This is a genomic window from Sulfitobacter sp. SH22, from assembly GCF_965641905.1.
Lineage (GTDB): Bacteria > Pseudomonadota > Alphaproteobacteria > Rhodobacterales > Rhodobacteraceae > Sulfitobacter.
In genome coordinates, this window is record NZ_OZ282573.1 from 3,057,392 (window position 1) to 3,070,464 (window position 13,073).

A 13,073-nucleotide genomic window follows, 5' to 3' on the forward strand; every position below is an offset into this window, starting at 1 on the left:
CGCATTATCATCCCCGATGGACGTCTGGGGATTGGAATAAATGGAGTTCGAACACAAGGTAACATTGTCGGGCAGGCCAGATTTTTTTCTGACTGGGGTGACCGACATGGTTGTGTCCGACACGCCTTCGGGGGCGATCCTATACACGACCTCGCGCTTTGGAGGCGGTGATTTATTGGCCTACCGCATTGGTGCTGACGGGGGGCTGACACAGCTTGATAGCCGGGCGATTGCAGGTTCGACCCAATCGGGGTCGGTCAATAAACTGACCCTTGTTGGCGACAGCTTGTATCTGACCGGCGTTCAAAATGCAGCGTTGACGAAGATCGACCTTGCGGCGGATGGCACATTTTCAAACTTGGCGGCTGTGACTGGCGCGCCCTTGCCGCAGCAGATGCTGGGGGCCGAAGTCGCCGAAATTGACGGCCTGCCCTATTTATACGGTATCGCCCGTGGGTCCGATACTGTCGGGGTGTGGCGGATCAATGACAACGCATCTGTCACAATGGTTCAGGACGCGGGTGCGGGGGTATCATCGCAGGCGGCCCTGACCGGGCTGTGTATTGCCGATATTGGCGGATCACCTATCCTTTTGGTCGGCTCTGCCTCTGAAAATGCGCTGATCAGCATGACGCTGGACAGCGCTGGCCGCCCGATAGAGGTGTCCAGGGTATCGGCCAATGATGGTGTGGGTATTGCCAGCCCCAGTGCGGTTTCGATTGTCACTGTCGGGGATCAGTCCTTTGGCGTGATGGCATCATCGGCCAGCGGTTCCCTTACCGTTGTGCGGTTGGGTGCAGATGGATCGATGCAGTTGACAGACCACCTGCTGGATACGCTGGACACCAGATTTGATGATGTATCGCATTTGCGAACAGTGGTGCACAACGACCGCGCCTATCTGGCGGCGGCGGGCGGGGATGATGGTGTATCGGTTTTTGAACTCTCCCCCGATGGGCGGTTGTTACACCTGAGCACGATCGTCGACGGGATAGACACCACCCTTGATGCGGTGTCGGCGCTAGGTTTTTCTGTGCAGAATGATGCCTTGCACCTTGTTGTCGCGTCAGGGGCCGAGGCAGGGCTAAGCGCCTTTACCCTCGATATCTCTGGCCGTGCTGCGCCGGTTTCGGGCACATCCACGGCCGAAGTTATGTCCGGCACCACCGCGGATGATTTCCTGATGGGGAATGCGGGGAATGACACGATTTCTGGGGGGGAGGGGGCCGATTTCTTGGTAGATGGCACCGGATCCGACCTGCTGACCGGCGGCGCGGGTGCTGACAGGTTCATCATGACGGCGGATGGGTCGTCGGACACAATCGGTGATTTCGACATTGCGCAAGATCAGCTTGATCTTTCGGGCTGGCCCCTTGTGCGCAACATACCGCAATCGGCGTTCCAGTCGACCAGTACCGGTGCCATTCTGACCCTTGGCCAAGAAAGCCTGACCGTTCAATCCGCGGATGGAAAGCCGATTTCATACGCGGAAATGATGCCCCGGATTACGTTGGGAACATCGTATATTCCGCAAAATCTGGTGCTGCCTGACGAACCGGACAGCGAAACGGCCCCTGCTATCCCTGTGCCGCAGAACCTGAGCGGCACCCCTGCGGCCGACACGTTAAATGGCGATGACGCAGCCGATATTATTCAGGGCCTTGCGTCCAATGATACCCTTTCGGGAATGGGTGGCAATGACACGATCAACGGGGACGAGGGCGATGATGACATTCTTGGCAACGCCGGCAGTGATGTTCTTGAGGGCGGTCTGGGGGCCGATCAGATTTGGGGAGGCATCGGTTGGGATACCCTGCGCGGCCAAGATGGTGACGATTTCATTTGGGGCGGGGACGGGTTTGATGCCATCGGCGGTGGCAGTGGCAACGATGTGATAAACGGGAATAATGGCGCTGACCGGCTTTATGGCGATGACGGCAATGATCAGCTGACAGGCGGTCTGAATTCTGACAGTCTGTGGGGCGGCAACGATCAGGACACGCTGGCAGGAAGCGCGGGTTCGGATGAGCTGTATGGCGGGAATGGCAATGACCGCCTGTACGGAAATGCAGGGGCGGACAAGCTGGAAGGCCAAAGCGGCAATGACTGGCTTGCTGGCGGGATCAACAACGACACGTTAGACGGCGGTGACGGTGATGACCGTTTGCAGGGCGATAACGGCTCCGACTTTCTGACCGGCGGGTCTGGGAATGACCTGCTCAAGGGCAACGCCGGCCATGATACATTGGATGGTGGGGATGGTGATGACCTGTTGGCCGGGGGGATTGGTGCGGACAGGTTCATTTTCACCTCCGGCCATGATCAGATTTTCGACTTTCAGAATGAAATTGATACGCTGGTTCTTGATTCGATGTTGTGGGGCGGCGGAACGCGCACCGTGTCGCAACTGTCTCAATATGCCAGCCTGACTGCCGAAGGATATGTTTCGCTGGATTTTGGGAATGGCAACATCCTTGATCTGCTGGATGTGGAATCCCTTGATATACTGGAGAATGATCTGGATTTGGTCTGATGTCTTGTCTTCTGGGTATGCCTCTGCCCGCTCAAAGCTCCATGATGTCACGGTGATATCTGCGCAGGAACACCAGCCCCAAGAAGCCAAGCAGACCTGAAAGCGCAAACACATAGGTCTGGTTTGCATAGACGGCATCATAGCTGTTGTAATAACCGGCGCGCATGGTCCCGATAATATGCACAAGCGGGTTGTACCAAAGCCAGTCCTGATAAGGGTGGGGAACGGCCTCCAGTGTGAAAATGACGCCGGAGACCAGCAAAAGAGGGCGGGTTAGAATGCTGTACACGCGCTGCCAGATCGGGAACATCGACATCAGAAAACAGTTGAACGTCCCGACCCCCAGCCCAAAGGCGGCGGTCATCGTGAAAGCGCTGATGATCTTTCCCCACTCAAGACTTGTTCGGGTTTCAAAGGCAATAATGATGCCTGAAAACACGATAATCCCCACAAGGAGCTGCGTCAGAAGGTTGAGAATGAACCGGCCCGCGATTGCATCGACGAAAGTGACCCGCGGGTAGGAGAGCAGTTGTTTCGAATAGTTGATCGCCTGCGCTGTCTTGGTGCTAAGGTCATTGAACATCAAAAAAGGCAGCAGGCCAGTTGCATAAAACATCGCAAAATTTGTGCCCAGCAGGGGGCTGCGAAACCCGATTGAAAAAATCACCGACAGCAGCGCGATGCCAAGAACAGGTTCCGCCAAGGCCCAGAGATACCCGCCGGGGGACCGACCGTAGCTTGTTGTCATTTCTCGCAAAATGAGCGCGCAGATCGTTCGTGCGGTCATAAAGCGCTGGGGGCTGCGGACCCTGCGCAATGGGCGCGCTACCGTGACGGGATCGACGATCATCAGGCGGTCCCGGTTGGGGGAAGCGTTGATTGAAACCCGCCATCCCATTGATCGGGTAACAGATCGCCAAAGCGTTCCTGAACGAAAGCATATTGCGGGGCAAAGGCATCAAAAAGCCCTGCGCGAACATCCTTGGGCATAACCGCCTTTGTGCCCGGATTAATATGCGTGTCTGGGTCTGCCGCGATCTTTCTGATCCCCAAAAACCCGCAAAGGCGATCCATCGAAGCAGGTTTGAACAGATCCTCGTAAAACAGGTACTTGATCCGGTCGGATGGGATCGCGGCCTCTAACTCATTAATAGTGCGCCGGTAATCCGCTCTTTCGATCTTGGTCAATCGCCCGGTTGAAATCAGATGTTGCGCGCGGGCAATGCAGGCATCCTGAAAACAGGGGGGCGGCGGATTGGTCGTTTTGATCGCCATTCTGATCTGTGACCACATCCGGTCAATCGGGTCGCGCAGGATAAAGATGAATTTGGCAGACCCGATCTGCCCCATTTGCGCGAAAACCTCGCGATCCAGAACCGCATAGGCTGGCGTGATATCACATACGACAGGTTGGCCGTCATACTGATCCAGCAAATAATCAAGATAGGCCGAGTGGTCGTCAGCCTGAGAAGTATAAATATCCAAAAGATCGGTGAGGTCGCGCAGCTGTTGCAGGTTGGCGCGGTTTCGGGGGCCCAACTGTGGGACCAATCGTTGCGCCAAGGTCTGGGCCGCGTGAATACGGATGTCGAACACCTGTCTCGCCTTGCCGGCAATCACATCGAAATAATGCAGTTCCTTGTTCCGCGAGAAATATACCTCATCGCTTTGTCGCAAAGCGTCGTAAAGCCAGGTCGTCCCTGCCTTTTGGGCACCAATGCAAAAAACCATCGTGGCCGTTGATGGAAAGGAATAATCAGGCATGAATGAAACCTTGTCCAAACGCGTGGGGTCAGGGTTTCATGTTGTACTCGTGCAGTTCTATCGCTTCGTTAATATCGTCAAAGTAAATCAACTGACCTTTCTCAAGAACCGCACCCGCGCTGCACATCTCGCGCAGTAACCCGATGGAATGGCTTACAAAAATCGCCCCGGCACGCGACATTCTATCGGCAAAGACGGCTTTGCTTTTGCGTTTGAACGCGGCGTCGCCAACGGCGGTAATTTCATCAATCAGATAGGTATCAAAGGTCAGCCCCATCGACACACCAAAGGCAAGGCGGGACCGCATCCCCGATGAATACGAGCGGATTGGCGCATGGAATTGGGGGCCAAGTTCGGCAAAATCCGCGACATAATCCATAAGGGCGTCACTGTTGGCACCGTATATGCGCGCAACAAATCTGGTGTTTTGCGCGCCAGTCATATCGGGGTGAAAGGACCCGGCAAAGCCAACCGGAAACGACACATTACCATCGCTCAACACTTCGCCGGATGTCGGGTCGGCCGTGCCCGCAATCATCCGCAACAATGTAGATTTTCCTGCCCCGTTGCGCCCTAACAGCCCCACGGAAACTTGGCCGGGAAAGGCTGCATTTATCCGATCGGCGACAAGTTTTCGGGTGCCGTTCACATGATAGGATTTTGTCAGATTGCGCAAAAGGATCATGGCGAAATCTAGCGCCGATCCCTTAAGGAATAGCCAATCATCACAAGAATTGCCCAGATCAGAAAGCTGAATAATGCAACCAGCGCCATGGTGAGCAGCCGGTCGGGGCGCATAGATTTTTCAGCCAGGGTCGGTTTGACGTGCGCGGCAAGGTAACGGGTCTGGCGGCGCGATTCCGCGACTGCGGCGTCATAAGAGGCCAGCGCCGCAGTATAGGATTGTTCGGCAAAATCGCGGTCAACCGACAGGCTCTCGAACTCTCCTACCAGATCGGCGAAACCGCTGTCAGCCGTGCCGTTGCCACTGCCGATCCCCAGTTTCGCACGCTCTTGCTTCAGCCGTTCTTCGATCACGGCCTGACGCCGCTCTGCCTGCTTGGTGCGGGGGTCTTTTGCCGTGCTGGTCTGTCGGAGCATATCAATATCAATCAGCGTTTCGGCCAGTTGCGTTTCCAGCGAAGACAGCAGCCCCGTCTGGATTTGCAATGTCGCATCGGGCGATACCACCTGATTGAGATTGCGGAACCTCGTCACCTCGGATCGGGCAATTTTCAGCCGTTGAACGGCGGTCTCCAGCTCTTCGCGGGCATGGCGTGTTGCGTCTTCTCTCGCGATATCGGACAGCTGGTTGATCATCCGGCTGCTTTCTTCATAGATCAACCGCGCGATGTCTTGGGCGTCTTGTGGGGTAAACGCCTGCACTTCCAGATCAATCAGACCGGTGCTGCCATCGCTATAGACATCGACCATGCGCGCCCAATAGTCGGTCAGATCCTCGATCGTGCCCGGGGGGTGATAGCTGAAAACCGGGTCGATTTCCGGATCGGCCTTTGACCAAAGACTGCGCAGATCAAGCGCCTCGTCCACGGTGCGCACCAGATCCTGGCTTTGGATAAACTCGTACAGAATATCTTCATCGGAAGACCCGGATCCAGACAGCTCTGCAACGCCGCCCAACAGTTCAATCGCCGAACTGGTATCTTCGGTACGAACAGAAAACCCGGCAACCGACACAAAGCGGTCTGCTGCGCGTTCCCACAAATACCAAGCCGACACGAGGTTTGTGCCCAAGACGCAGATCACAAAACTCAGGAAAACCGCACGGTGGCGCGGTTTGATACGGGCATCCCGCACAGGGGGGGCAACCGGATGGTGCGTTTGCCGCAAGGCGGGCAGATTACCCTGCGCAAGGATCAAATCTGTTTGCTGCACTTTCGCGGCGATCTCGGCCTTTTTGGCACTGCGCTGTTTTTCAATTCGCGCCAGGGCGGTCTCTCTCTCCCTCATCTTTAGCGCCTTGCGGATGTCATGGGTCAATTTGCGCGTGCGGGCAGGCGTGCCATCGGGCAGCGGATCTGTGTGTGCCATATCCTAAACCCGATCACTGAATATTAAGCGGACTGTGTTTTTTGTTGGCCTGTAAACGAGTGGTGTAAGGGGTGAATTGTTTTGAAATCGCCGCATGTTCATATCTTGCTTTGTACGATGAATGGCGCGCCGTTTATCGGGGCGCAGCTGAATTCCATTCTTGCCCAAACCCATCGGGAATGGAGCCTTTGGATCAGCGATGATGGTTCGACCGATCAGACCGTCGAATGCGTCAAAAGGTTTATCGCAGACCACACCGATCGTAATATCCGTTTGATTTGCGGACCCGGTCAGGGATGCGCGCAAAATTTCATGACAATGTTGGGGCACTCTGAATTGGACGGTGCTTGGATCGCCTTTGCCGATCAGGATGATGTTTGGTTGCCCCATAAACTGGCGCGTGCGGTTGATATGATCTGGCGCGGGACAGGTGCTGAAATCTATTCGAGCCGCAGTATCTATACCGATGCCAGCCTGAACACAGTTGGCATATCTACCGATTTCCAGCGGCCGTTCGCATTCGGGAATGCCTTGGTGCAGAATGTTTTGCGCGGCAATACCCTTGTGATACCGCCCGACGTCACCGATTTTTTGCGCAGTGCCTTGCCTTTTGCGTTGAATGCGGGTGTCCCGTTTCATGATTGGTGGGTGTATCAAACTGCGACTGGGGCCGGTTTTGATATCATCCATGATGCGAGGCCCGGCCTTTTTTACCGTCAGCATGGCGGTAATCTTCTTGGGTGTAGTCAGGCACATGCGGGGCGCCGGGCGATGGCAGTGATCCAGCATGTATTTGCGGGTTGGGTCGACCGAAACCTGAATGTACTGACCGGTCTTTCGCCCGTTCTGACCCGCCGAAATCGCCGCGTTTTGTTCGATTTTGCGGATTGGCGGGCGCAGCCGGCGATCAACTGGCGGCCATCCCCGCAATCGCTTGGTGTCTACCGGCAAACTCTGGCTGGTGATTTGGCCCTGCGCATATTGGCGCGATTGGGAAAGCTGTGAACGGCTCATCCGTGCAAAACTCCTTGATGGCGCAGACGTCGCATCAACTCGATATCCTTGACGGCAAAACCCGTCAGCTTTTCACGATTGGCATCACTTTCGATTTTCTCAAGCAGTTGGGGCCAGCGTTTCGTGCCCTCTGCTTGCGGCCCCGCGTTGACCCGCTTTTCTGCGACTGAAATGCGCGCCCCCGTAAGGCGGGCAATATCCGCTTCAAGCAGGGTTAGCCCTTCGATGGGGTATATGCGGTCCAGCAGGTCTGCCTGCTTTTGGGCCATCTCAATCAGATCATTGGGGTGAAGTTTTGCGACGTCGCTTGCCCCGCGGATTTTCCGGGTCGCGAAATACGTGCAATAGAAGTTGTCGTAGTGATCAAGAATGAACTGCTGCCAATTGGCAGCACCGCCAAAGAAATAATCATCAACCGTCCGTTCCCTGATGTTCCTAAGGCCGGTGTGCGCGGGTTCGTTCAGCGTCGCCGGGGGCAGCGCCAACGACTTGTGATGCAGATAGAAGTAAAATGACGCGATACGTTCAAACGGATTCCGCAGTATCGTGAAAACGAACCGGTCTCCTTGCACTTGATCAAGATGTTCCCAATCCAGATGCCCGGAATATAGCGTGTATCCGGGAGGAAACTGCCCGTTTTGCTCCGCTTGAGTGTGCACGCGGACCGGCGATGTCTGGCCTGGCCCCACGATACGTGAAAGTTCCGAGTGCACCGTTTGCCCGGCGGTTTTAGGGATATGAAGGAATACGATTTTCCTCACGCTGGAATGCCATTTCGCAGGTCGACTGGGTCAGGCTGATAGGGGGCCGTTCCGGCAAGCATATGATGAATGCCCTTGCAAAATTCGGTCGGGTCTGACGGATCAAGGTGGTCCATTTGCCACGGCGCAAATCGCCACCATTGGCTGCGCAACATCGGAGTAATGAGCGAGGCGGGCAGTCGCATTTTTTTGATGCTGGCAGGGTTTCCCGCGACCACGGAAAATGCTGGAACGTCGCGTGTGACAACGGCGTGGGCACCAATAATCGCGCCATCGCCAATCGTCACGCCAGCGGCAATATATGCGCCATGGCCGATCCAAACATCATTGCCGATCGTCGTGATTTTGACCTTGGTTGGTGGCCCTTTGAAGGTAAATTTATAGTTGTGGTAATGTTCGGCCGCCGCAAAACCATCTGCAAGATCAAACAGTTTATCCCCCAAATAAAAGGCCGGGCTGGTGGATGCCCAATGCGTCGGATGGTTCTGCCGACCGATTTGCACACCTTCGCCAAATGAACAGTACCGTCCAATCCGTGCGGCAAAACAATATCCCGAAACCTGATAAGAAAAGGCACCAAGCTCGATCGAATGTTCGTACTGGGTCCACTTCAGGCTTGCGGGCGCTTCGATGATCGTATGCTGCGGCAAGTTCACAGCAGAACCGCCGCGGTTCAACACCTCTACACCGACAGCCTGTAGCTTTTTGATGGGGACAGACATGGGGCTCATTACGCAGCATTCCGGTGCGGGTGAAGGTATCTGTGGAAATGCTCGATCAGGTTTTTGTGCTGAAGGCCGCCTTGCGAAAATTCAATCGGAAACCCGTTCTTGGCCTGCCTGACTGCGGCCCCTTGCGCACCAAGGTCAAAGGCGTGGACAGGCAGACCCGTTGCCAACGCTTCATGGGTCGTAAAGGAAAATGTCTCCGGCCAGATTGACGGAATAAGCCAGTCGGTCACCCCGTATCGTGCACAAATATGCGTAAGGTTTTCAATCCGGTAGCTGCCATGAACGGGCACGGAAGGCGGAATGGGAAAACTGTTGTCAAAGTTGCCGATAATGACGAGGCCGATGTCGTTTTTCTCAAAATTCCGGGCGAGATCCTTGATGATCCCTGCGCCTTTCTGAAGGCCAATGTCCCCTAGAATCGCAACGACCCGCCGCGACCCGACTGGGCGTGCAGGGATGATCGGGACATCTTGCAACAGTCGGTGAGGGCGAATTGAAATTTTTTCCGAAATGCCCGGATATACGGATTTCACAATCTCTGCGCTGCTGGGCGAAAAGACGATGATGTCTTTTGCAGTTTCCAAAATCATGGACCAGGCGTTTTGCCAGTCTTTAAGTGTTTGCGATGGAAGGGAGCCCGCAGGTTTGACGCCATCAGTGTTCAAGGCTGGGGGCACGCCGTGATAGATGCCTGTATCATCCAGTAGCGTATAGGATGGAGATATGGGGAAGTAATCGTGAAAGAGAACTTCGATCGTGTGGCGACCGTTGTTGCTGAGCTTGAAAAGCGCACCGGGTAAACCGATGGGATCATGGTCACCGACGCCGCAGGAATAGACGATGCGACGGCGCGAGATCGGTGCCAGCATCTGCAACACGTAATCCAGGCTGTTGGTGTTGCCGGATATGGTTCCATCAGGGGTTACAAGTTCGATCTGCCACCGCTGTTTGCCCCCCACCCGCAGCACCACAGCAGACCGGTCAAGGGTGTGGTGCTTCGTGGCGATCCTTTTTGCAAGATAGGCATCTGCGCCGCCCCCCATGCTGTGCGCGAGATATGGTCTTGTCACGGTTACGTTCCGGTCTCTCAACTCATTTATGCGGCCTTTCGTTCGAATGCCAAGGGGCTTTTCCCGCCGAGCGATGAGTGACGTCGGCGTGGATTATAGAAGCCATTGATATACTGGAATATCGCGCCTTCTGCCTGGCGGCGTGTGTCCCAACGATTGCGCCAGATCAGCTCTGCCTTGATGGATTTGAAGAATGTCTCAACCATCGCATTGTCGTAACAATTGCCCTTGCCGCTCATCGAGACCTTGAAGCCGTGCTTTGACAGGCGGCGCTGATACTCGTTGGAACAGTATTGCGACCCGCGATCCGTATGGTGAATGCAGCCTTCGGGCGGTTGCCGTAGCGCCACAGCCATGTCCAACGCCCGGATCGCCAAATCCCGTTTCATGCGGTTGCTGACAGCCCAGCCGATGACGCGGCGAGAGTAGAGGTCGAGGATGACAGCCAGATATAGCCAGCCTTCGCTGGTCCAGATGTAACTTATATCACCGGCCCATTTCTGGTTCGGGCCATCCGCAGTGAAGTCCTGATCCAGCAGGTTGGGCGCGATGTTGAACGTGTGATCGCTATCTGTTGTGACCTTATATTTTTGGGTCCTGACGACCTTGATGCCGTTCTCGCGCATCAAACGGCCCACACGCCCGTGGCCGACGCTCAGCCCCAGTTCTTGCAGTTCTTCAGTCATCCGTGGGCGTCCGTAGCTTTGCAGGCTAAGCCGATGCTGCTCACGGATGTGGGCGAGAAGTACCATATCATCTCGCTGCCGTTGGCTCATTGGGCGTATCCGCCACGCACGAAACCCACGAGACGTGACCTGCATGATACGGCAGAGAAATTCTACGGGCCAAGCTTCCTTCCAGGCGTCGATGAAGGCGAACCTCACCGGCTTTCGCCTGCAAAGAAGATTGCCGCCTTTTTTAGCACTTCCCTCTCCTCGCGCAGTAGCCGGACTTCTTTGCGAAGGCGGATGTTTTCCTTCTCAACATCCTCATGCGGCCCAGACATCAGATCGTCGTGCTGATGTTGCTGAACCCACTTGTTCAGCGTGGAGACGCCAACCCCTAAATCCGATGAAAGCTGCGGGCGCGTTAAGCCGCTGGTCGTCGCCATTCGCACAGCATCACGCCGAAACTCGTCTGTGTATCGCTTTGCCATTCCTTATCTCCTTCATAGCAAACATTGCTCGAAAGAGACCGGAACTAAAACGGGGCAAGACCAATATATGGAAACCGGATAGTTGTCTTGTGCCCCCACCCAAGCGAGCGCGAGCGCCAGTCTGGTGGACCGTAGCGGATCAGATTGAACAAAGTGTTGAACGTCGCGGTCGAAATCCGGATATCTTTGGCGAATTTTCTTATTATTTTCAGCAATAAGGCGCTGCTTTTCCTCATTTCCGAAACTCTGACCGCCGCGGTGTTCAACGAACAGGTTATTCGCGCTTAGATGCAGGCCGCCCAAATCGCGGACCCGCTGGCACCAGTCGACTTCTTCGCCATAGCCACGCCCGAAAGCCGTATCGAAATTGGGGATTTTCCAAAGATACGCAAGATTCATCGCCATGCAGAATCCGACCCCTGTTGGCATCGCGATTTGTTCAGCCGTCGGGTTCAGGGATGCTGCCGTTTTGTCAATAAGATCCCCTTGCCCTGTGGTTAATTCTTGTGGATGGCAGATCAGCGGGGCCGAAAAAATCTCGGCGTCGTTGGACATGGGGGTCACCGTTGCGACGTTCTTGCGTGCAAAAAGGGGCCCAATCAACCGGGCCGCCCAGTTGACCGGAACAAACGCGTCAGAGTTCAGCAAGACCACAGGGTCATACCAAAGCAAGGCCTTTTCAAACCCTTTGTTAACACTTCGGATGAACCCAAGGTTCTCCTTGTTTTCTATAAGGATAACCTGATCGGAATGCCCGTTTTCCCAACTTCTGAGGAAGGGGCGGACGCGGATATCTGTCGAGGCATCTTCGATCAGGATGAGCCGCCATGGCAGTTCGGTGTGGTTTTTGACCCGTTCAAGGGCGTCTTGCAGTAGCTCAAACGCGTTGAAAACAGGCATAATGATCGTGATACGGCTGTCTGGTCGCAGCTGTGGCAGTTTGTCGGGAATGCGAAAAAGATCGGGATCCAATTCGCGCGATTGCGGCAGCGCGGTAAGCTGCAAACCCTGTTTGATGCGCCCGCGGTATTTGGGGTTGCTGGTCGCCAGCCATCCAATCCCAGGGGGGATTTGCGTAAAAATCGCAACAAGAAAGGCATAGAGAACCTGCAGGCGAACCAGGTGCAGATGGTCCAAGGGCAGTGTCATCGCGATCGTTGGCTGGTCTGGTCCAACGCTATGAAATTCCAGCCCAAAGCGCGCGATTTCAGTCAATTTCAAGGGCCCCAACGGCACGGTGATATCGAAACCAAGATGTGCATCAAAACCATAAGCCTGCGCGACATCATCGCGGCGCAAACCGGGCTGAACGCTGGCCTTGATGCCGTTCATATGCAGAACAATTTCATCGGCGCGTGACCAGCCAGCCAGCCGGATATGCCCCTTGTCCAAGGTTATGACGTCCAGCGCGCCAATAACCCGCCCATCGGAACCAGTAAGCGCCTGCGGTTTCCCCTGCGCTTTCAGGTGCGCAGCGGTGTATCGGGCAAAAAGAGCGGCGAGCTGTTTATACAAAATCAGTCTTTTCGATTCTAAGTTCTTTAGATTGGATGTCAGATCTGCACGCCTTTGCTTAAGGGGAGGTTAAATTGAAAAGATCGATTTTTTTCGGGAGAACCGCCAGGCCGCTTGTCGATAGACCCACCATGAGAAGGCTGGATATAGTCGATAACGGATTGAATAATCAGGTGGATATTGATGCATCCGCCGAGCTGGGCAAAGGAGTCCAGATACGGATTTTTGGCCGAAACAATCACCTTCTGATTGGTGCGAATACGATCCTTGGCACCGGAATGATCGAGCTCAGAAACAGCGAAAGCTCGATCAAAATCGGCGAGGATTGTGTGCTGAACGGGAGTTTTCGATGCCGTGCCGGGCAGACCCATCTTAGGGTTGGCGATAAAACCACGATGATGATGGCGCATATTTCACTGCATGAGGCGGGCAAAATAACGCTTGGGGACAACTGCATGTTGTCGGGCGATATCACAA

At 55.0% G+C, this 13,073-nt stretch carries 12 protein-coding genes; 2 read left to right on the forward strand and 10 right to left on the reverse strand.

Annotation, left to right across the window (positions count from 1 at the left end; translation table 11 throughout):
• The first annotated feature begins 40 nt into the window (after positions 1-40).
• A complete protein-coding gene (locus ACSQ13_RS16985; protein ID WP_176250250.1) occupies positions 41-2,533 on the forward strand; it encodes a calcium-binding protein in 2,493 nt (830 codons plus the stop codon).
• Positions 2,534-2,564: 31 nt separating this feature from the next.
• Here the strand turns inward: ACSQ13_RS16985 and ACSQ13_RS16990 are convergent, their stop codons facing one another.
• From ACSQ13_RS16990 to ACSQ13_RS17005, 4 genes are read right to left on the reverse strand one after another with little or no spacing between them, the layout of a single operon-like run.
• Positions 2,565-3,383: an ABC transporter permease gene (locus ACSQ13_RS16990; protein ID WP_176250249.1), complete on the reverse strand. Its 819-nt coding sequence runs from the start codon at positions 3,381-3,383 to the stop codon at positions 2,565-2,567.
• Positions 3,383-4,297: a sulfotransferase gene (locus tag ACSQ13_RS16995; RefSeq protein WP_295511027.1), complete on the reverse strand. Its 915-nt coding sequence runs from the start codon at positions 4,295-4,297 to the stop codon at positions 3,383-3,385. The genes ACSQ13_RS16990 and ACSQ13_RS16995 overlap by 1 nt, the downstream gene beginning before the upstream one ends.
• A 28-nt stretch (positions 4,298-4,325) precedes the next feature.
• Entirely contained in the window at positions 4,326-4,982 is a 657-nt protein-coding gene (locus ACSQ13_RS17000; RefSeq protein ID WP_176250247.1) for an ABC transporter ATP-binding protein, read from the reverse strand.
• 8 nt (positions 4,983-4,990) lie between these two features.
• Positions 4,991-6,349: a capsule biosynthesis protein gene (locus ACSQ13_RS17005; protein ID WP_176250246.1), complete on the reverse strand. Its 1,359-nt coding sequence runs from the start codon at positions 6,347-6,349 to the stop codon at positions 4,991-4,993.
• A gap of 117 nt (positions 6,350-6,466) precedes the next feature.
• Here ACSQ13_RS17005 and ACSQ13_RS17010 point away from each other — a divergent pair, with 117 nt between their 5' ends.
• Entirely contained in the window at positions 6,467-7,354 is an 888-nt protein-coding gene (locus ACSQ13_RS17010) for a glycosyltransferase (RefSeq protein ID WP_295511042.1), read from the forward strand.
• A 5-nt stretch (positions 7,355-7,359) separates the two neighbouring features.
• On the opposite strand, the gene ACSQ13_RS17015 is transcribed toward ACSQ13_RS17010, so the two are convergent.
• From ACSQ13_RS17015 to ACSQ13_RS17040, 6 genes are all read right to left on the reverse strand, one after another.
• Complete coding sequence (locus ACSQ13_RS17015) at positions 7,360-8,124, reverse strand: sulfotransferase family 2 domain-containing protein (RefSeq protein WP_295511031.1); 765 nt, start codon at positions 8,122-8,124, stop codon at positions 7,360-7,362.
• Complete coding sequence (locus tag ACSQ13_RS17020) at positions 8,121-8,846, reverse strand: CatB-related O-acetyltransferase (protein ID WP_295511033.1); 726 nt, start codon at positions 8,844-8,846, stop codon at positions 8,121-8,123. The genes ACSQ13_RS17015 and ACSQ13_RS17020 overlap by 4 nt, the downstream gene beginning before the upstream one ends.
• Positions 8,847-8,854: 8 nt before the next feature.
• Positions 8,855-9,925, reverse strand: a complete 1,071-nt coding sequence (locus ACSQ13_RS17025; RefSeq protein WP_295511036.1) for a hypothetical protein — start codon at positions 9,923-9,925, stop codon at positions 8,855-8,857.
• A gap of 26 nt (positions 9,926-9,951) precedes the next feature.
• A protein-coding gene (locus ACSQ13_RS17030) for an IS3 family transposase (protein ID WP_295513100.1) occupies positions 9,952-11,081 on the reverse strand; the annotation gives its coding sequence in 2 pieces (ribosomal slippage) (positions 9,952-10,835 and positions 10,835-11,081; 1,131 coding nt in all).
• 12 nt (positions 11,082-11,093) lie between these two features.
• Positions 11,094-12,596, reverse strand: coding sequence for a glycosyltransferase family 2 protein (locus ACSQ13_RS17035; RefSeq protein WP_295511918.1), 1,503 nt, complete (start codon positions 12,594-12,596; stop codon positions 11,094-11,096).
• Between the two features lie 38 nt (positions 12,597-12,634).
• On the reverse strand, positions 12,635-13,006 hold the full coding sequence (locus tag ACSQ13_RS17040; protein ID WP_295511920.1) for a hypothetical protein: 372 nt from the start codon (positions 13,004-13,006) through the stop codon (positions 12,635-12,637).
• Positions 13,007-13,073 lie beyond the last annotated feature (67 nt).